We start from the raw sequence: 19,392 nt of genomic DNA, 5'->3' as shown, positions 1-19,392 counted from the left end.
TCCCGGTCCCGGAACGACACTTCCGATACCGGCCCCCATTGCTATTGTGCCGAGGCCATCAGGATCGATCTTGTGTGTCGGAATGCCGTCCGCATAGGCGTAGAAATTTAGCCCTGCACGCAGTCCGATCGGATCTTGATTGATGTATCGACCTATAGCTGGATCGTAGTATCGATGCCGGTTGTAGTACAGCCCGGACTCTCTGTCCCTGAATTGCCCCGGAAACCGAATCGGGTTGTCGATTTCGTCGGCGATCATGGACTTCGTCTGTCCGTAGCCGTCGAAGTCTGCCGCCCACACGACGCGGCGCATCTCGTCGTAGAGTTCTTGCGGAGCGCCAAGGTGGTCGGTAATGTAGAAGTACCTTTTGCCGCGCTCGAGCCGAGCCACAGGCCCGGCATGGTCTGGATGAGCAACATAGGTCACGGACTCATCGTTATGAGGAGCCTGACCCGCACGGACCTCCTGCAGCATCCAGTCGCCGTCCCAGACGAACAGCGTCGTGGACGGCGCTGCGCCGGCGGGTGTGTGAACCTTTGCGATCCGTCGGCCGAGCGCGTCGTACCGGTATTCGGTGCGGCTGCCGTCGGCCTGTTCGATACTGCTCAATTGATGCCCGTTGTCGTAGCGGTAGCGCGTTTCCACGGATTCAGGCGTGGTTACGGGGGGGACGGCCTCCCTGCGGGCAAGTAACCGGTCGAGCAGCCCTGGATTGTGATCCGACTCGGGAACGTCCTGTATCGGACGCTCTACGCGCCCTGTACGATTGCCGTGCCCATCGTAGCTGAAATCAAGTTGGGAGCGTGTCAGTCCGGTGACTGTGGTGAATCTCTTCAGTCGATCGCCAGGCGCCTCCGGGACGGCGGCCGCATCGGCCATCGACGTAGCTGTGCTGTCGCGTTCGGATCCGTGGTCTAGCCGCGAGAGCAGGTTGCCGGCTGGATCGTACCGATATATTTCACTCGATGGGTGCGGGACGGCTTCGCCGCCTCGCCGGTTCACACCAGTCAACCGCGCGAGCGGATCGTATTCGAAATGACGCTCGCCTCGCCACGTGTCAGCCAGCCGCGTGATCTGTCCGGCCATGTCGTAATCCCATGTGCGCCACGGACGCGGCTCCGCACGTGGCTGCCCCCGTTCATCGAGGTCCTGCAAGCGCTGAGTTTGAAGGAGCCCAGCGTCGTTGTACGCGAACAACTGCGCGATAGGGCCTTGAGCTGCATGAATCGTCCGATGCAATGCATCGCGTTCGAAACTCGCCAGCGGTTCGCCGTCGAGCAGTAGCCCGTGGATATGACCACTGCCGTAACGTTGCCACGTCAGCAAGCCGACGCCGGGCAATTGCATCCCGCTGCGGTTGCTGGCTGCATCGAACGTGTGCTGTAGTCGCCAAACTCGCCCGTGGTGCGATTGAACCTCGGCCGTGCGCCGTCCGGCAGCATCGTATTCGTACGTGATCTGCGATGGTTCGCTGTCTCTCGGTTCGTGGCGGATTTGCGTCAGCAGGCCACGAGCGTCGTAGCCGAATGTGGTGTGTGTGCCATCCCCGAGTCGTCGCTCGATCGGCCGTCCCAGATTGTCGTACAGCAGCGTCGTGCGCAATTGGCCGTCATTGCCGTGATTGATTTGCGCGATCTGTTCGCCAACAGCGTTGTATTCGACTTGCTGGCGTCGGCCATCGAATCCCGTTTGGGCAATCATGCGACTCTGCGCGTCATACTCGAACGTGCAGCGCTCGCCCTTGGCGTTGGTCAGCGCCACGACTCGCCCGAGCGCGTCGTAACCGTAATTGGTGGTGGTGCCATCCGGCGCTTCAACCCGGACGATCTGGCCGTAGGCGTCCCGTATCACCTGCGTCGTGCGCCCGAGCGGATCGGTATAGGCAATCGCCTGTCCTGCCCGATCGTATGCCGTTTTCCAGACGCCGAGCCCAGCCGGGGCGATCGCCGTCGGCAGTCCGGCAGCATTACCGTAAAATTTGCTCGTCTGCCCGAGTGCGTTCGTCTGGTGGGTTTGCCGCCCGCGCTCGTCGTAACCGTACTGCGTCGTGAAGCCCGAGCAGTCGGTGCGTGCGATCATCTGACCGGCGTCGTTGAATTGTGTTTTCGTCACGTTACCGAGCGCGTCGGTGTGTGCGACAGCCAAGCCATTTTCAAACGTGGTGCTAGACGTGTTGCCCAGCGGGTCGATCTCCTTGACCAGATGGCCGTCGGTATCGTATTCGCGCTGCCAGATATGTCCCGCAGGATCGGTAATTCGCGTCGGCAAGTTCTGGTCGTTGTATTCAATGCGCGTCAGCTGGCCTGCGGCGTCACGGATCGCGATCGGATTCCCGGTTGTGTCGCTGATTGATTGCGTCTTGCGGCCGAGCGCGTCGATGCGCGCCGCGACATTACCCGTCTCATCGAACTCGGTCTGGTCCGCGCGGCCGTCCGCATGAACGATCTGGTCGACTGCCCATAGGCCGTTGTAGCGGTACGTCGTCGTGTTCCCGAGTGAATCCGTCACCCGCGTCATCCGAGCGGTCGGCTGGTACGAGAAGCGTGCTTCGCGCGTCACGACCGGCTGGCCGTCGGCGTCGAGTGTGTACGCGTAGGTTCTGATGCAGCGCGCCTGTGGCGTCTCGCCGTCCCACTCGGCGATGAACGTTGCGCCGGCCGGCGTCTCGTAGCGCGTCAGCAGGTGCGTGTGATACGCGTATGTCCAGGTTAGATTGCCGCTGTCGATCGCCTGAACGAGATCGCCGTGATCATCGTATCGATACGCGGCAAGTTTCTGCGTCGAAGTGCCATGCTCGTCGAGCAGATGGACCTCGATGATGCGGCCTTCATTGTCATGCTGGCACGAGACCGTATGGCAGTTGTTCTGGATCTGATGCAGGTTGCCGCTCGGCGTATACCTAAACGACAGCGATTGCTTGTCGCGAGTCTCGTAGCGCTCCAACAGCCAACGATCGGATTCGCTCGGATGCGGGCTATACGTCTCGACGATGCCATTCGGAAAGCGTACCGCGTACCTTGTGAGCCCCTCGATACTGTCAAGCCGCTGAAGCGTGTATTTCTCGATCGGATGAAAGTGCTCCTGACCCGAATCGAGCAACGGAAATTGCAGCTGTCGGCCGTCGAAGTCGATGTAGACAAGCTTCGGTATATCAGCGATCGTCACGCGACGTACTTCGGTCGCGTACTGAAGCTTCCATGCGACGCCGAAACTGCCGATTCGCTGATCGGCACTGCGATAACGCCGGTTCCAGCGGATCGGCACTCTTCCTGGCAATGTGAAATCGTCGTGCGTGAGCAACTTCTGGCCAGTTGCAACGTCCACTGGGTGCGCGCTGGTGGTCTTCTTAGCGCATTCCGCGCAATCGGCCTCCGTGACGGGCGCGAGACCTTTTGCACTGCCGCCGCTCTGCGTGACCGGTCCCTCAAGATAAATTCCCTTGCCCTTTAGGTGAATACCGGCCGCGTCGATCGTGATCGTGCCGCCCGGACCGATCAGTTGCGCTGTCTTCGCGCCTGAGAGGCTTGCCTGGCCCGAGTCGGTGATTCGGATCTGATTGCTATTCGCACTCTGGACCGGATCGGGAATTTGCGGGCTGAAGCTGGGGGAAATGTCGAGCGGCGTCTCTCGGTCTTTCTTGACCGCATCGCCGACGGCCTTGCCTCGTACCGTTACCTCATAGGTATGTCCCACGTGCGCGGTCCAGTCTTGTACCACGCGATCAACGCGATCCATGCCGACCGTGCTGGCCATCTGCAGTACGACATTGCGTAGATACAGGCCGCCGACGTTGACGTTGTAGGCCAGACCGACGTTGAGCATTTTGCCAAGTCCGACCGATTGCACGGAGGCCAGACCGACGGTCTCAAACTTGACGCCACCAGTCGATAAGGTCCAGTTCTGGCCAATGCTGGCCTTCTCGTCGTTTCCAACCGATTTTTCGCGATCGTTGCCGACCGAGTGCGATTCATCGTTCTCGACTTCGATGCGCTGATCCTTCTCCGCATGCAACCAGACTTCTTCTTGCCCCTTTCGGTCTTCGAAGCGCAGTGCGTTCGCCGTTCCATTGTCGCCGCCTGTCGTTGAGCGTGTCAGGATGCCGCTCTGGGTCGCGTTGTCCGGCAGCCCCCACGGTGGCATGTTCGCCGCGTTGTAGACAGATGCAATAATTAGGGGACGATCAGGGTTGCCGTCGGTGAAGGTCACGACGACCTCGTCCCCAATGCGAGGAAGCTGGATCATCCCGAATCCGCTACTGGCCCAGGGTTGCGCGACGCGAACCCAACACGAACTCGCCTGATCCTGCTTGCCGAGCCGATCCCACGGCAGCTGGATTTTCACGCGACCAAGCCTGTCGGTGTAAATTTCCTCGCCTTTCGGCCCGACCACCACTGCTGTTTGCACGCCATGGATCATGGGTCGCGGACTCGTCAGCAGCGGCCGATAAGGAATCTTCTTGCGGATGCAGCGGAATTCGGCCGTATAGATCGCGCTGCCCAGCGCGGGTAGGACTTGCGACTCCGGCTTTGCCTGGTAGTTGTTCGTTCCGTGGTGCCGGATCGACGTCAATAGAAATTGCCGGTCCTCGGGCTTCGCCTGCTCGTGATCGTAGTGCGCGTCGAGCTCGAAGTACCGCTCAAGCTCGAGCCTGCGGTAGTGACTCTTGCCGACGAAGATCTTGCTGTGGGCTGCCAGCGCCTCGGTCCGGAATCGGGCGAGTTGTTCGCCTCGATCGGAATCGGGAAAACCGTGGGCGCCGAGATAGTCGTAGAGCTCATAGTTTTCGACTTCACCCTGATCGACAGCCGTGTCGCGTTCGACGTAGCGCCGCGCGCCAGGCGCTTTATAGTCTCCGGTCTTGAGCGCGACGCTGCCCGACGTAAATTTGCGACGTGATACGAATGATGTAACGACCTGGTTGCTTTCTAGGATCTCGTCGGTCGAATAGCGCAGCACCGGACTGTACCCGGCAATCGGACCGGCGTTGATCGACGAATCCGTGATGATTAATGTATGGCCGTCCTTCTTGTGTTCGAAATAGAAGAACAGCCCTTCTTCCTGCATCAGGCGCAGCGCGAAAGCGAGATCAGTCTCCTTGTACTGGGTACAGTAGCTGCGATTAACCGTTGGCGCGGACAAACGAAACACGACGTCACCGAATCTCCGGTATCGATGCATCACGTCGTTGAGGATCTCGCCGACCGTCTGTTCCTGAAAAATCCGGATATCCTGACGGCGGTCCATGAAGGCGAGCCATGGCCTGGCGACGGCCTCGTAGGTTGCCAGACCGCCATCGGTACCTGTGTGTATAAAATCGGTGACGTAGCCGTGGAAATAGCGCACGTCCGTGCTGGCAAGCGCGTCGGTCAGCTGCAGGGTGACCGTCACCGGCTTGCCGATCAATTGCTTGAGCTCGATGTTCGGGTCTTGGGACGCGAGCATGAACTTCATTTCAAACAGTTCGCCCAACCCCTCTTCGCAGACGAACTCGGTCAGCACGAGCGCTGAGCGACCGGACAGCGGCGTGTCGATCGTGAACAGCCGATTGTTTTGCAGCGCAAAGAATTGCTTTGCGATCTCTTGAAGGGAAATCGGCGACATAGGCGATGACGTCCTGTCGTTGTTGGTTCTTCTATCGGACCGGGAGGCAGCCTCCTCCCATATATCGGTCCCTCTCTCATCAGGCACACTGCCCAATCGTGTGATCGTAGCAAAGTCGTTTTCGATAGGCGCGATTTTTTGGCTATTGTTTCTTATCGATGCCGAACTGGAGGGATGTGCGCCATATTGTTGGCGAAATTGTGGATTAACGTGTCGCTGTGGCTCGCGATGACATCGTCCGATGCGCAACGGTTCAACTCGAACGGCGTTTCGAATTCCCGCCAAGCGGCGGGAGCCGAATTCGACCAACGTTGAAGAGGCCTACGACGTGATCGAAGTAACACTGCTCGATCCCATATGTGTCCAGTTCGCGCCTTCTGGGTAGGAGGGGTAGGACGGTCGAGGGCTAAGCCAATCCGACGTCCTGAATGGAACGGGGCTGCGCTGTCAGGCTGTGTAGTCGACTTACCAATAAGCTCCGGATTATGCTCTCGCGAGCAGTCTTGAAACGAGATCGATGCCTGCAGGCGTGTGAAGGTAGTCTGCTGGACATTGCCCAACGAGAGCCGGAACTGGTGAATGAAGCCCGTCGAGGAGCCATGATCGCGTATCAAAGTTATTCGAACTCCGGGACTCATCGACCATCCTCTGAACCTGTGCGGTCAGCATTTCAATGACGGCGGGCGGGATGCTTTGAGGATGTGAACTCAATGGTGGCGAGTCCTTGATGCCGTCCTTCCCGGTGATGGACATATACACCTCGTGGTCGACTTGGCTTCGGTCGTGCGCCGATATCGGATCCGATGCTTAACGAGCCGCAAGACAGATCTATTTCTAAGCCTAGCTCCTCCGACGCATGCCGGGAGATCGGTGAACGCATTGCCGATTCCCCCTTGGCTGAACAAAAGGCAATGAATTCGTTCGCACTTTGACAAAGTGCAAATATATGGTTCCGAGCGAGTTATCGAGGACAGATTCGGAGGGCCAACCGACGGGGCGTCAGTGCAGAGATATGGTTCCAGCCATGGAAAAATATGCTCCCTGTCTCAGCGAGATCGGGCCTTTTTGTTTTTCCGCGGGACCGTGGCCGACGCGCTAAGTCGCCAGCTCATGGATCACCCTGACCGTCGGCACCGACAACACGGCGAACCCCACCGTCATGACCGCGAGCACCGCGGTCCTCTTCCGCAGCAGTGCGCAGAGGGCGATCGACAGCCCATAGAGCGCGCAGGTCAGAATGATGATCCACCACAGCGCCGCATAGCCCGCGCCCCCTTCGAAATTCGATACGTTCTGCGTGATCCGGGTCGCGAGAAACCCGGCGACGGTCGTGCTCGCGGGCAGGCACAGCACCGCATACAGCACGAAGACGATGATCTGTCGCGGTGTCGGATCGGATGACGTCATGAAAAGCGTTCTTGTGCGGAGGGGCGAGGGTACCCGACCGTCCGACGCGCGGGCCGAGTCACGTAGCCGGCAGAATGCAGCCGTTTCCCACGTTTGGCAACCGCCCCCCCTCGGCCCACGCGCCGTCCCGCCACCCGCGCCCTAAACCCGCCCCAGACTCGGCCGCTTCGGATCATACGTCCATCCCGGCACCAGATAACGCATTGCCACCGCATCGTCGCGCGCCGTACCACCCACCGCGTTGTACAGCGCATGCGCGGCCTCGACCTGCGCCATGTCCAACTCGATCCCGAGCCCCGGCCGTTCCGGCACGGCCACCTTGCCACCGACGATCGCGAGCGGGTCGCGCGTGAGCCGCGCGTCGCCTTCCTGCCAGATCCAGTGCGTGTCGATCGCGGTGATCGTGCCGGGCGCGGCCGCCGCCGCATGCGTGAACATCGCGAGCGACACGTCGAAGTGGTTGTTCGAGTGCGAGCCCCACGTGAGCCCCCAGTCGCGGCACAGCTGCGCGAGCCGCACCGAGCCCTGCATCGTCCAGAAATGCGGATCGGCGAGCGGAATGTCGACCGCCTGCAGCCGCACCGCGTGATCCATCTGCCGCCAGTCGGTCGCGATCATGTTCGTCGCGGTCGGAATCCCCGTCGCGCGGCGGAATTCGGCCATCACCTCGCGGCCCGAATAGCCGCCTTCCGGCCCGCACGGATCTTCCGCATAGGCAAGCAGGTGGCCCTGCCCGCGGCACAGCGAGACGGCCTCGTCGAGCGACCACGCGCCGTTCGGGTCGAGCGTCGTGCGTGCGTCGGGAAAGCGCGCCTTGATCGCCGCGATAGCTTCCATTTCGTCGGCGCCGGCCATCACGCCGCCCTTCAGCTTGAAATCGGCGAAACCGTAGCGCTCGACCGCGGCTTCGGCCTGCCGCGCGATCGCGGCCGGCGTCAGCGCCGCCTCGTTGCGCAGCCGGAACCAGGCGTCCGATGCGTGCGCCTCGTCGCGATACGGCAGATCGGTGCGGCGCCGATCGCCGAGATAGAACAGATACGCGAGCATCGGTACCGCGTCGCGCTGCTGGCCTTCGCCGAGCAGTGCCGCGACCGGCACGTCGAGGTGCTGGCCGAGCAGGTCGAGCAGCGCGGCTTCGATCGCGGTGATCACGTTGTCGAGCCGCAGGTTGATCTCGTGCGGCTGCCGCAGCACGGCCGCCTCGCCGGCCGACGTCACTTCGTGGCGGATCGTGCGGCCGGCACCGGCGCCGGCGCCCGCGCCGGACAGCGCCGCGCGCACCGCGTTGAGCGTCGCCTGGTAGCGCCCGATCGACTGCCCGACCACGAGATCCGTCATGCGCTCGAGCGCGTGGCGGATGCCTTCGCCGCCCGGCACTTCGCCGACGCCCGTATGTCCGCTGCTGTCGTCGAGGATCACGAGGTTGCGCGTGAAGTACGGCGCGTGCGCGCCGCACAGGTTGAGCAGCATGCTGTCGCGGCCGGCGACGGGAATCACCTGCATGCGCGTGACGCGCGGGGTGCCGGCACGGCTGGGTTCGGACATCGGTTCGCTCCTGGTTCCGGTGGCGCGCGGGCCGCCGGACGCGCCGGCGCGGCCCGCGCCGTTCATTGAAGCTCGACGCGGCGAATCTCGCCGACGACGAACAGGTAGCAGATCACGGCGACGAGCGCGTGCGCGACGACGTAGACGAGCGCGCCGTTGAACGAGCCGCTGCGGTCGACGATATAGCCGATCGCGATCGGCGTCGTGATGCTGGAAAGATTGCCGCACGTGTTGAGCAGCGCGCCGCTCAGCCCCGCGATCTGGCGCGGCGCGGTGTCGGCGTTGACGGCCCAGCCGAGCGCGCCGAGCCCCTTGCCGAAGAACGACAGCGCCATGAACAGCACGACGAGCACGTGCGAATCGGTGTAGTTGCAGACGATCATCGACATCGACAGCAGCATGCCGATCACGATCGGCACCTTGCGCGCGACTGACAGCGACCGGCCCTGCTTGAGCAGCGCATCGGACACGATGCCGCCGAGAATCCCGCCGAGGAACCCGCACACGGCCGGGATCGACGCGACGAGCCCCGCGTTGAGGATCGACATCCCGCGCGCCTGTACGAGATAGACGGGAAACCACGTGATGAAGAAGTAGGTGAGCGCGTTGATGCAGTACTGCGCGACGTACACGCCGACCAGCATCCGGTTTCTCAGCAGCGCCTTCACGTGACGCATCGACGGGCCGCCGTCGCGTCCGCCCGTCGTCTGGTCGATGTTGACGAGCGCGCCGCCTTCGGCGACGTAGTCGAGTTCCGCGCGATTGATGGCCGGATGGTCCTTCGGGTCGTACATCGTGCGGTTCCACACCAGCACGAACGTGAAGCCGAGCACGCCCATCACCGCGAATACCGACTGCCAGCCGAACGCGTGCACGAGCCAGCCCATCAGCGGCGCGAACACGACGGTCGCCGCGTACTGCGCGGCGTTGAAGATCGCCGATGCGGTGCCGCGTTCGGCGGCCGGGAACCACGCGGACACGATCCGGCTGTTGGCCGGGAACGACGGCGCCTCGGCCGCGCCGACCAGGAAGCGCAGCCCGAACAGCAGCGCGAACGCGGCCGCGCCGCCGAAGAAGCCGATTCCGCCCTGCAGCAGCGTGAACAGCGACCAGAAGAAGATGCTGAATGCATAGACGACGCGCGATCCATAGCGGTCGAGCAGCCAGCCGCCCGGCAGTTGCGCGATCACGTACGACCAGCCGAACGCGGAAAAGATGAAGCCCATCTGCACGTGCGTCAGGTGCATCGAGCGGGCCAGCGCCGGGCCGGCGATCGCGATCGCCGCGCGATCCGCGTAGTTGATCGTCGTGACCGCGAACAGGACGGCCAGCACCAGCCAGCGCACGCGGGTGCGCCGGGCCGTTGCCGACGCGGACGCCGGCAGCGCGTGAAGCGGATTCATGACTTGTCTCCTCCGAAGGGCGGAAGGCGCCGTCGTGCGGCAGGCGCGTCGATGCGCGCGTAATGTATGGATGCCGCCGGCGGAGGCCGGGCACCGGACGCCGAGGCGGGCAGGGCGTCGGGGCCATTCTGTCATGTCGATATTTGCGCTTTCATGCCAATTGCTGACTTGATCGATTCAGCATTTGAATCGATCGGCGCGGTCACGTGCGCGCGTCGTCCGTGCCGCTGTCGTGAGGGTGCGTCGCCGCGCCGCGTACGCAGCTTGCCGACGATGCCGGCGTGCGGTTCGAGCCTGCCGCCGCGTCGGGGGCGTTCAAAAGGCATATGTCGCTCGACGACGCGCTGGCCTGCGCGTGCGCCATCGCGGCCGCCCTCGCAGGATGGAATTCGACGATGACGATTTTTTTACCCGGATAATATTGACACTCAATTAATACCCGGATAAAAATAGCGTCATTCCGATTCCAGCCCGCGGGCGACCACGATGACCTCTTCCACGCTTCTTCCTTCGTACACGGCCTTCGACGGCCACCGGCGGCTCGCATCGGGCCCGCTCGCGGCGGTCGCGCTTGCGGTCCGGCAGGCGGCCGGCGATGCGACGTCCGGCACGATCCTGATCTTCGACGATGCAACCGGCCGTTCCATCGACCTCGACCTGCGCGGCACGGCGGACGACATCCGCGCGCGCTATGCGGCGCCGTCTGGCGACACATCCGGCGGCGCCGGCGAGCCGGCAGGCGCGGGCCCAGGCCCAGGCACTGCCGAACAGCGCGGCCGCGGCCGGCCGAAGCTCGGCGTCGTGTCGCGCGAGGTCACGCTGCTGCCGCGTCACTGGGAATGGCTCGGCGCGCAGCCGGGCGGCGCGTCGGTCGCGCTGCGCAAGCTCGTCGAGGACGCGCGGCGCACGCACGCGGCGGCCGACCGGCACCGCGACGCGCAGGCGCGCGCGTACCACTTCATGTCGGCGATGGCGGGCGACCTGCCCGGTTTCGAGGAAGCGGCGCGGGCGCTGTATGCGAACGATCCGGCACGGCTGGCCGAGCTGATCGCCGGCTGGCCGGACGACGTGCGCGACCATGCGCTCGCGCTGGCGCGCGGCGATCTGCCGCCCGCCGCCGAAGACTGCTGACGGAGCGCCGACGCGATGACCGTATTCGACCTGAACCGTGGCGCGATCGCGCCGGTCGCCGACGAAGTCGACATCGTCGACCTGCGCGTGACGGGCGCGATTCCGCGCGAACTCGACGGCACGTTGCTGCGCAACGGCCCGAATCCGCCGGGCGGCCGCTTCGAAGGCAACGACATGCTGTCGTGGTGGCCGGAAGCCGCGATGCTGCATGCGATCGCGTTCGACGGCGGCCGCGCGGCCGGCTACCGGAACCGCTGGGCGCGCACGCAACGCTGGGCCGCGGTCCACGCACCGGGGCAAGTGCCGCATCTGCCCGACACCAATCCGAACGTGAACGTGCTGCAGCATGCGGGCGAATTGCTCGCGCTGGCCGAGGGCGGCGCGCCGCTCGCGATCACCGCCGCGCTCGATTCGTTCGGCATGCCGGCGCGGCACGCGGGCTTCGACGGCGGAATGACCGCGCATCCGAAGGTCGATCCGGCCACCGGCGAGCTGATCCTGTTCCGCGCGGACTGGCGCGCGCCGTGGCTGCGCTACGGCGTGATCGACGCGATGGGTGTGAAGCGTGTCGACGTCGAGATCGACGTCGGCGCGCCGTCGATGATGCACGACCTCGCGATCACCGAAACCCGCAGCCTGCTGCTCGACCTGAACGTCGGCTACGACTTCTCGCTGCTGAAGCAGGGCCACCGGATGCCGCTGCGCTGGCACGACGACCGGCCCGCGCGCATCGGCGTGCTGCCGCGCCACGGTGGCGACGTGCGCTGGTTCGGCGTCGAGCCGTGCTTCATCCAGCACGTCGTGAACGCGTACGACTGCGACGCGTCGTGCATCGTGCTCGATGCGGTGCGCTATCCGTCGTTCCTGCGGCTCGACCCGCGCACGGGCCGCTTCGCGGACAACCCGGTCGGCGAGCTGTGGCGCTACGTGATCGACACCGCGAACGGGCTGATCGACGAAGGGCCCCTCGCCGACGGCGGCATCGAGCTGCCGCGCATCAACGAAAGCCGGACCGGGCGCCGCTACCGCTATCTGTATGCGGCCGAGCAGCCAACCAACGCGGAAATGCGCGGCGTGATGCGCTTCGACCACGCGCGCGGCACGACGACGCACTACGCGGTGCCGGCCGGCGACCAGAACGGCGAGCCGGTGTTCGTGCCGCGCCCCGGCGGCGCGGACGAGGACGACGGCTGGCTGCTGGTGATGGTCTACCGCGCGGCGACGGACACGAGCGACGTCGTGATCCTCGACGCGCGCGCGATCGATGCGGGGCCGGTTGGGACGGTGCATCTGCCGCGGCGCGTGCCGGCCGGGTTCCACGGCGCGTGGGTGCCGCGCGAACGTTGAACGTGCGCGGCGGCGGCGCGCGTCACTGCGCGCGCAGCGCGTCGACGATCTTCAGCCGCGCGGCGCGCATCGCCGGCAGAAACCCGCCGACGAGCCCCATCGCGAGCGAGAACAGGAGCGTCTTCACGACGATCGCGGGCGTCAGCACGAAGCGGAACGACAGGTCCGAGAAGGTCTGGAAGTTGGTCGTCGAGAACGACGCGAACTGCATCAGCGACGCGCACGCGAGCCCCGCGACGCCGCCGACGAAGCCGAGCAGCAGCGCCTCCAGCAGGAACGCGGCGAGCACGCTGGTGCGCTTGAAGCCGAGCGCGCGCAGCGTGCCGATTTCGGCCACGCGGTTCGCGACCGACGCGTACATCGTGATCATCGCGCCGATCATCGCGGCGATCGAGAAGATCGTCGACAGCGTGATGCCGAGGATGTTGATGAAGGTCGACAGCGCCTTCGACTGGTCGCCGTAGAAGGTTTGCTCGCGTTTCGCCTCGTCGGTCAGCCGCGGGTCGACGTCGATGTCGGCCTTGAAGCGCGCGAAGCCGTCCGCGCTCGGGATGCGCAGCACCATCGACGAATAGCTGGTGCGCCGGAACGACTGCATCAGCTGATCGACGTCGCCCCAGATCTCCGAATCGAAGCCGCTGCCGCCCGCGTCGAAGATGCCGACGATGGTCCAGTCGCGCTGCGCGAAATGCAGGCTGTCGCCGAGCTGCGTGCCGCTGAAGCCTTTCGCGATCGCGCTGCCGACGACGATTTCCGACGAGCCCGGTGCGAACGGGCGGCCGGCCACGAGCTTCACGTGCGGGCGCAGCGCGAGGCCGGCCGGCGATACGCCGCGGATCACGACGTTCGACGGCTTGCCGGTCGACGTCTTCACGAGCGAGATCAGCACGACGGCTTCCTTCGACACGAGCGGCCGTCCGTCGGGGCCGAGCGCGACGGCCGGGTGCATCTCGAGCGCGTTGGCCTGCTGATGGTCGATCGAACTCTGGATCTCGGTCTCGGCGCCCTTGCGGATCACCACCGCGTTGTCGGGTTCGCCGGTCGACACGAGCGTTTTCGTGAGGCCGGCGTCGAGCATCTGCACCGTCGCGAACACGAAGATCACGAGCGCCATCCCGCCGGCGGTGAGCGCGGTGGTGAGGCGCCGGGTCCACAGGTTGCGCGCGATGTAGGTGAGCGGAATCGCCATGCGAGCCACTATCCGATCGCCCGCAGGCCTTCGACGACGCGCACGCGCGCCGCCTGCCATGCCGGCACGATTGCCGCCGCGAAGCCAACCGCGACCGAACACGCGGCCTGCAGCACGACCGTCTCGGTCGACACCTTGAACACCGGGAAGATGCCGCCGGCCGCCTGCTTGAACAGGCTTGCGGCGGGCGGCGTCGCGAGAATCCCGAGCCCGCCGCCGGCCACCGCGATCACGACCGATTCTCCGAACACGATCAGCGCGAGGAACCCGGGGCCGAAGCCGAGCGCCTTCAGCGTCGCGTATTCGGCCGTGCGTTCGCGGGCGCTCATCGCCATCGCGTTGGCCATCACGGCCATGATGATCAGGATCACCACGTACGACACGAGGCGGATCGCCGCGATGATCTGGTTCGACATCGCGACGAAGCCGAGCTGGAACGCCTGCTCGGTCTCGGTCAGCGTTTCGGCGAGCGAGTTCCTGAACACCGCGTCGACGTTGCGCGCGATCGACGCGCCGTCGTCGGGGTTCGCGACGCCGAGCACGAACACGCCGACCTGGTCGGCCTGCTTCGGCGTGCGCTTGCGCACCGTCTCGTTCAGGTAATCCCAGTGGAACACCAGCTGGCGCGTGATCGTCGAATCGTCGCGGCCGTCGAGAATCCCGCGCACGACGAAATCCCACGTGCCCGGATAGATGGTGCCCTTCAGCGGGATCACGTCGCCGACCTTGAAGCCGAACTGCGTCGCGAGCTGGCGGCCGACGAGGCAGCCGCGGCGGTCGCGGTCGTAGTCGGCGCGCTGCTGCGCCGGCAGGATGAATTCCGGATACAGGTCGAGATAGTTCTCCGACACCGCGAAGCTCGCGAAGAAGTTTTTCGGGTCGCGATAGATGCCGCCGAACCAGTTCGAGCGAACCACGGCCGTCACGCCGTCGACGCCGCGGATGCGGTTCTCGTAGCTCACCGGCAGCGGAAACACCAGCGAGATCGCGTTGCGCGTGACGAGCCGGCCGCTGGACGCGGCCGCCGCGCCCGCGTACCACGCGTCGACGACGGTGTGCAGCAGCCCGAACGCGAGCACGGCGATCGTGAGCCCGAGCACGGTCAGCAGCGTGCGCAACCGGTGCCGCAGCGCATTGCGCGCGATCAGCTTCAGCACATACATGGCGCGCGCTCGCGTCGGTCAGGCCGCGTGCCCATCGATCAGCTCCCCTTTTTCCAGATGGACGAGCGAGCGCGCGGCGCCGGCCGCGTGCGCGTCGTGCGTCACCATGATGATCGTCTTGCCGAGTTCGGCGTTCATCCGCTGCAGCATCGCGAGCACGTCGGTGGCCGATGCGCGGTCGAGGTCGCCGGTCGGCTCGTCGGCGACGATCAGCACCGGATCGGTGATCAATGCGCGCGCGATCGCGACGCGCTGCTGCTGGCCGCCCGACAGCTCCGACGGGTAATGGCTCGTCCGGTCACCGAGATTCACCATGTCGAGCACGAGTTCGACGCGTTCGCGCCGCTCGCGGCGCGACAGGTGCGTGAGCATCAGCGGCAGCTCGACGTTCTCGAACGCCGTGAGCACGGGCATCAGGTTGTAGAACTGGAAGATGAAGCCGACGTTCGCCGCGCGCCATTCGGCCAGCTGCGCCTCGGCGAGTTGCGAGATGTCGAGGCCGCCGACGCGCAGCTCGCCGCCGTCGGGCCGGTCGATGCCGGCCACGAGGTTCAGCAGCGTGCTCTTGCCGGAGCCCGACGGCCCCATCAGCGCGACGAAGTCGCCCTCGCCGATGTCGAGCGTGATGTCGGTCAGCACGGGCACGATCTGGTTGCCGCGCCGGTACGACTTCGCGACGTGGCTGAGTTCGACGAGGGGCGGCCGGGCGTCGTTCACGTGCGCTACTTCTTCGCGACGGTCACTTTCGCGCCGTCCTTCAGCTTCGCGCCCGGCGCGAGCACGACCGTGTCGCCGGGCGTCACGCCGCGCACCGCGACGAGCTCGCCGATCCGCACGCCCTTCGTCACGGCCACCGCATGCACGGCGTCGTCCTTCACGACGAACACGACCGGCCGGCCGTCGCGCTCCACGACCGCGCTGGCCTGCACGGCGGTCACCGGCTGCCGGTCCTGCGGCGACGCCGGCTTCGACAGGAACGCGATCTTCGCGCTCATGTCGGGCAGCACGCGCTCGTCGCGGTCGACGAAGCGCACCTTCACGAGCACGGTGGCCTTCGAGCGGTCGACCGTCGGCACGATGCGCGACACGCGGCCGGCGAAGCGCATGTCGGGCAGCGCGTCGAGCTGGATCTCGCACGGCTGCTCGGCGCGGATCTTCGCGATGTTCGATTCGGCGACGTCGGCCTCGACCTCGAGCGTCTCCATGTCGGCGATCGTCACGACCGCGCCCTTGCTGTCCGACGCGGACGAGAACGGCGTGATGTTGTCGCCGACGTTTGCATGCTTGGCGAGCACGATGCCGTCGAACGGCGCGCGGATCACCGTCTGGTCGACCGCCACCTGCGCGGCCTGCGCGTTCGCTTGCGCCGACGCGATCGCGGCCCGGTCGCTGTCGAGCGTCGCGCGCGCCTTGTTCACGCGTGCCGTGTCGGTGTCGAGCTGCGCGGCGGGCACCGCGCCCTTCGGCGCGAGCGCGGCGGTGCGGCGCAGCGCGATCTCGGCGTCCTTCAGCTCGGCCTGCGCGACGCCGAGGTTCGCGCGGGAGACCTGCACCTGCGCGCGCGCCTGGGCGAGCGACGCGCGCACGTCGCTGCTTTCGAGCCGCGCGATGATCTCGTCCTGCTTCACGCGCGTGCCTTCGAGCACGCCGAGCCACTCGACGCGCCCCTGACCCTTCGACGCCACCGCGGCCTTGCGCTGCGGCACGACATAGCCGGTCGCATTGAGCTGCGTGTCGTTCTGGTACGGGTAGGCGGACGTGACGGACGTGGTGTCGACGGTCGGCCGGCCGGTGAGCGCGAGGCCGGCGGCGATCGCGGCGGCGACGAGCGCGGCGGCGACCGCGTAGCGCACCCAGCGGCGCCGGCGCGGCACCGGGGCGATCGGACGCCGGTCGATTTTCAGTTTGTCCAGATTGTGATCGGGCAATTTGAGCGCCTCGAGACGGCGGCGGTCGTGCGACCGGCCGCGATCCGGTTTCCGGGGAAAGGGACGGATGGACGCCAGTATAAGCGTCGCCCCGGCGCCGCGCGAGCCGGTTTGCGGCGCCGTGCGGCGGCGGCCCGTCCGGCCCGCCGGCGCCGGCTGACGCGCCCGCCCCCGGGGAAACCCGAGGATGCAAGCAACGTGTCAACTTGCCGCGAAGGCGGTGCGTTATGGAACCAGTGCGTCAGGTTTTGTCGCGACGGAACGGCGAAAGCCGGCCTCGCGGCCTGGGGCTCCGATGCGAATGCCTCGCATCTTTACTTACCGGTACGTTTGATTTTTTCTCCGCTAAAGGAAGAACAATGAAGAAGACGCTCGCTTCGATCATCGCCGCAGCATTCGCACTCGCATCGGTTTCGGCATTCGCCCAGGAGACGGCGTCGGCGCCGGCAGGCGCGATGGCGCCGGCTTCCGCGCCGATGAAGAAGGATCACAGCAAGCCGAAGCACCAGCTGAAGCACCACGGTTCGAAGAAGGGCCAGGCGAAGAGTGCAGCCGCATCGGCCGCCGGCACGAACGACGCAGGCGCGCAAAACTAAGCGGCTCGCCGCCACGGCCGGCGTTGCCGGCCATCGGTCGGCCAACCCCGCATGCTCCGGCATGCGGGGTTTTGTTTTTTCAGGCGCCCGGTGCGCACCGCGCCCGGCCGGCGGCCGGTGGCGGGCGCTGCAGAGCGCCGGCATCTGTGCTTAACTCGCGGCTTCACGATGCGAAGGAGCGGGACATGGATCTCGGGTTTATCGGGCTGGGCGAAATGGGGCAGGCGATCGCGACGAACCTGCTGAAGGCGGGCCACACGGTGCGGGTCTGGAACCGGTCGCGCGAGCGGGCCGAGCCGCTCGCGGCATTCGGCGCGCAGGTCGTCGACACGCCGGCCGACGCATTTCGCGGCGACGCGGTGTTCTCGATGCTCGGCGACGACGCGGCCGCGCGCGCGGTGTTCGACGACGCGCTGCTGGCGCAGGCGCCGCGCGGGCTGATCCACGTGAACATGGCGACGGTGTCGGTCGCGCTCGCCGAATCGCTCGCGCACGCGCATGCGTCGCGCGGCATCCACTATGTCGCCGCGCCGGTGATGGGGCGGCCCGACGTCGCGGCCGCCGCGCGCCTGACGATCATGGCGGGCGGCCCGGCCGAGGCGATCGACCGCGTGCAGCCGCTGTTCGATGCGATCGGCCAGAAGACCTGGCGGTTCGGCTCGCTGCCGCAGCACGCGAACGTCGCGAAGATCGCCGCGAACTTCACGCTCGCGTCGGCGATCGAGACGCTCGGCGAGGCGTCCGCGCTGCTCGGCGCGCACGGCGTCGCGATGCGCGATTTCCTCGACGTGATCACCAGCAGCGTGTTTCCGGGGCCCGTCTACGAAGGCTACGGCGCGATGATCGCCGAGCGGCGCTACGAGCCCGCGCGCTTCAAGGCGCGGCTCGGGCTGAAGGACGTCCGGCTCGCGCTGGAGGCCGGCGACGCGACGTCGGTGCCGCTGCCCGTGGCGAGCGTCGTGCGCGACAGCCTGCTCGACGCGCTCGCGCACGGCGGCGGCGACCAGGATTTCGCGGTGCTCGGCGAAGCCGCGCTGCGCCGCGCGGGCCGGTGACACGCGACAGAAGCGCGGTGCGCGCGGCATAATCGGCGGATCGTTCCCCTATTCCAGACAGAGGCAGTGATGAATTTGCATACGTGGTGGCTTTTCGTGGCGACGGTGTTCGTCGTGTCGGCGATTCCGGGCCCGAACATGCTGCTCGTGATGACGCACGGCGCGCGGCACGGGCTGCGCCGCTCGTCCGCGACGATGGCCGGCTGCCTGAGCGCGCTGGTGCTGATGCTCGCGGTCTCCGCGGCCGGGCTCGGCGCGGTGCTCGAGGCATGGCCGGCGACGTTCAATGCGTTGCGCTTCGCGGGCGCGGCCTACCTGATCTATCTCGGCGTGAAGGCGTGGCGCGCCCGCGTGGACGACGCGCCGGCGGCCGACGTCGATGCCGTGTCGCAAGGGGCATCGGCCTCGCGCGTCGCGCTGTTCCGTAATGGCTTCCTGGTCGCGGGCAGCAACCCGAAGGCGATCCTGTTCGCGGCCGCGCTGCTGCCGCAGTTCATCAACGCGGCCGAGCCGACGCTGCCGCAGTTCGGCATCCTCGTCGTCACGTTCGCGGTGATCGAGGTGAGCTGGTATCTCGTCTACGCGGCGTTCGGCACGCGCATCGGCGCCACGCTGAAGAGCCAGAGCGTCGCGAAGGTGTTCAACCGGCTGACGGGCGGCCTGTTCGTCGGCTTCGGCGCGATGATGGCGCTGGTTCGCCACTGATTTCCGGCGACCCCGGCGTACCGAACGCCCCGTCCCTTGCAAAAGGGCGGGGCGTTCGGCTGTTGGGCGGTGCTTTACCGCTGCGTGCTCACGCACGCGGCCGATCCAGCGCCGCCGCGCCGGCGCCGCGTCCGGCCGCCAGCCCGAACATGGCCGCCGCGCCGGCGAACGCGAACCCGACGCCGCACACCGCACACCGCACACCGCACACCGCACACCGCACACCGCACACCGCACACCGCACACCGCACACCGCACACCGCACACCGCACACCGCACACCGCACACCGCACACCGCACACCGCACACCGCACACCGCACA

General features: G+C 66.1%; 14 protein-coding genes. 5 read left to right on the top strand and 9 right to left on the bottom strand.

Annotation, left to right across the window (positions count from 1 at the left end; all coding sequences use genetic code 11):
- The 5 genes from tssI to AC3IFE_RS31110 all read right to left on the bottom strand — a co-directional run.
- Nucleotides 1-5,601 (bottom strand): type VI secretion system tip protein TssI/VgrG (gene tssI / locus AC3IFE_RS31130; RefSeq protein WP_489194114.1); only part of this gene is annotated, 5,601 nt, incomplete at its 3' end.
- Between the two features lie 483 nt (nt 5,602-6,084).
- Nucleotides 6,085-6,246, bottom strand: coding sequence for an antitoxin Xre/MbcA/ParS toxin-binding domain-containing protein (locus tag AC3IFE_RS31125; protein ID WP_489194143.1), 162 nt, complete (start codon nt 6,244-6,246; stop codon nt 6,085-6,087).
- Nucleotides 6,247-6,696: 450 nt separating this feature from the next.
- The gene (locus AC3IFE_RS31120) at nt 6,697-7,008 is read right to left on the bottom strand and encodes a hypothetical protein (protein ID WP_489194112.1); all 312 of its coding nucleotides are present in this window, start codon (nt 7,006-7,008) and stop codon (nt 6,697-6,699) included.
- A 141-nt stretch (nt 7,009-7,149) separates the two neighbouring features.
- Nucleotides 7,150-8,553 carry an enolase C-terminal domain-like protein gene (locus tag AC3IFE_RS31115; RefSeq protein WP_489194110.1) on the bottom strand — a complete coding sequence of 468 codons (1,404 nt, stop codon included), beginning with the start codon at nt 8,551-8,553 and terminating at the stop codon, nt 7,150-7,152.
- Between the two features lie 62 nt (nt 8,554-8,615).
- Entirely contained in the window at nt 8,616-9,956 is a 1,341-nt protein-coding gene (locus AC3IFE_RS31110; RefSeq protein WP_489194108.1) for an MFS transporter, read from the bottom strand.
- Between the two features lie 486 nt (nt 9,957-10,442).
- Between AC3IFE_RS31110 and AC3IFE_RS31105 the strand changes: the two genes are divergently transcribed.
- Entirely contained in the window at nt 10,443-11,087 is a 645-nt protein-coding gene (locus AC3IFE_RS31105) for a DUF2239 family protein (RefSeq protein ID WP_489194106.1), read from the top strand.
- Nucleotides 11,088-11,102: 15 nt separating this feature from the next.
- Nucleotides 11,103-12,434, top strand: coding sequence for a carotenoid oxygenase family protein (locus AC3IFE_RS31100; protein ID WP_489194104.1), 1,332 nt, complete (start codon nt 11,103-11,105; stop codon nt 12,432-12,434).
- 22 nt (nt 12,435-12,456) lie between these two features.
- On the opposite strand, the gene AC3IFE_RS31095 is transcribed toward AC3IFE_RS31100, so the two are convergent.
- Genes AC3IFE_RS31095 through AC3IFE_RS31080 form a run of 4 tightly spaced genes read right to left on the bottom strand, consistent with a single transcriptional unit; the run spans nt 12,457 to nt 16,714 of the window.
- Nucleotides 12,457-13,623, bottom strand: coding sequence for an ABC transporter permease (locus tag AC3IFE_RS31095; RefSeq protein WP_301740086.1), 1,167 nt, complete (start codon nt 13,621-13,623; stop codon nt 12,457-12,459).
- A gap of 8 nt (nt 13,624-13,631) precedes the next feature.
- Complete coding sequence (locus AC3IFE_RS31090) at nt 13,632-14,786, bottom strand: ABC transporter permease (RefSeq protein WP_489194102.1); 1,155 nt, start codon at nt 14,784-14,786, stop codon at nt 13,632-13,634.
- Nucleotides 14,787-14,804: 18 nt separating this feature from the next.
- On the bottom strand, nt 14,805-15,503 hold the full coding sequence (locus tag AC3IFE_RS31085) for an ABC transporter ATP-binding protein (protein ID WP_489194100.1): 699 nt from the start codon (nt 15,501-15,503) through the stop codon (nt 14,805-14,807).
- Nucleotides 15,504-15,508: 5 nt separating this feature from the next.
- Complete coding sequence (locus AC3IFE_RS31080; protein WP_489194098.1) at nt 15,509-16,714, bottom strand: efflux RND transporter periplasmic adaptor subunit; 1,206 nt, start codon at nt 16,712-16,714, stop codon at nt 15,509-15,511.
- Between the two features lie 359 nt (nt 16,715-17,073).
- Between AC3IFE_RS31080 and AC3IFE_RS31075 the strand changes: the two genes are divergently transcribed.
- The 3 genes from AC3IFE_RS31075 to AC3IFE_RS31065 all read left to right on the top strand — a co-directional run bounded on the left by AC3IFE_RS31075 (nt 17,074) and on the right by AC3IFE_RS31065 (nt 19,070).
- Nucleotides 17,074-17,310 carry a hypothetical protein gene (locus AC3IFE_RS31075; protein ID WP_089466418.1) on the top strand — a complete coding sequence of 79 codons (237 nt, stop codon included), beginning with the start codon at nt 17,074-17,076 and terminating at the stop codon, nt 17,308-17,310.
- Between the two features lie 185 nt (nt 17,311-17,495).
- Nucleotides 17,496-18,365, top strand: coding sequence for an NAD(P)-dependent oxidoreductase (locus AC3IFE_RS31070; RefSeq protein WP_089466419.1), 870 nt, complete (start codon nt 17,496-17,498; stop codon nt 18,363-18,365).
- A gap of 69 nt (nt 18,366-18,434) precedes the next feature.
- Nucleotides 18,435-19,070: a LysE family translocator gene (locus tag AC3IFE_RS31065; RefSeq protein WP_089466420.1), complete on the top strand. Its 636-nt coding sequence runs from the start codon at nt 18,435-18,437 to the stop codon at nt 19,068-19,070.
- Nucleotides 19,071-19,392 lie beyond the last annotated feature (322 nt).

The organism is Burkholderia sp. APQ4-4ca, from assembly GCF_057837105.1.
Note: the sequence above shows the minus strand (reverse complement) of the source record. Positions and strands in the feature narration are given on the sequence as shown.

What these genes read in the sequence shown, in the direction of transcription:
- AC3IFE_RS31115 (WP_489194110.1), bottom strand. Translation starts at nt 8,553, where the DNA reads ATGTCCGAACCCAGCCGTGCCGGCACCCCGCGCGTCACGCGCATGCAG.
- AC3IFE_RS31100 (WP_489194104.1), top strand. Translation starts at nt 11,103, where the DNA reads ATGACCGTATTCGACCTGAACCGTGGCGCGATCGCGCCGGTCGCCGAC.
- AC3IFE_RS31120 (WP_489194112.1), bottom strand. Translation starts at nt 7,008, where the DNA reads ATGACGTCATCCGATCCGACACCGCGACAGATCATCGTCTTCGTGCTG.
- AC3IFE_RS31105 (WP_489194106.1), top strand. Translation starts at nt 10,443, where the DNA reads ATGACCTCTTCCACGCTTCTTCCTTCGTACACGGCCTTCGACGGCCAC.
- AC3IFE_RS31090 (WP_489194102.1), bottom strand. Translation starts at nt 14,786, where the DNA reads ATGTATGTGCTGAAGCTGATCGCGCGCAATGCGCTGCGGCACCGGTTG.
- AC3IFE_RS31065 (WP_089466420.1), top strand. Translation starts at nt 18,435, where the DNA reads ATGAATTTGCATACGTGGTGGCTTTTCGTGGCGACGGTGTTCGTCGTG.
- AC3IFE_RS31070 (WP_089466419.1), top strand. Translation starts at nt 17,496, where the DNA reads ATGGATCTCGGGTTTATCGGGCTGGGCGAAATGGGGCAGGCGATCGCG.
- AC3IFE_RS31095 (WP_301740086.1), bottom strand. Translation starts at nt 13,623, where the DNA reads ATGGCGATTCCGCTCACCTACATCGCGCGCAACCTGTGGACCCGGCGC.
- AC3IFE_RS31125 (WP_489194143.1), bottom strand. Translation starts at nt 6,246, where the DNA reads ATGGTCGATGAGTCCCGGAGTTCGAATAACTTTGATACGCGATCATGG.
- AC3IFE_RS31110 (WP_489194108.1), bottom strand. Translation starts at nt 9,956, where the DNA reads ATGAATCCGCTTCACGCGCTGCCGGCGTCCGCGTCGGCAACGGCCCGG.
- AC3IFE_RS31075 (WP_089466418.1), top strand. Translation starts at nt 17,074, where the DNA reads ATGAAGAAGACGCTCGCTTCGATCATCGCCGCAGCATTCGCACTCGCA.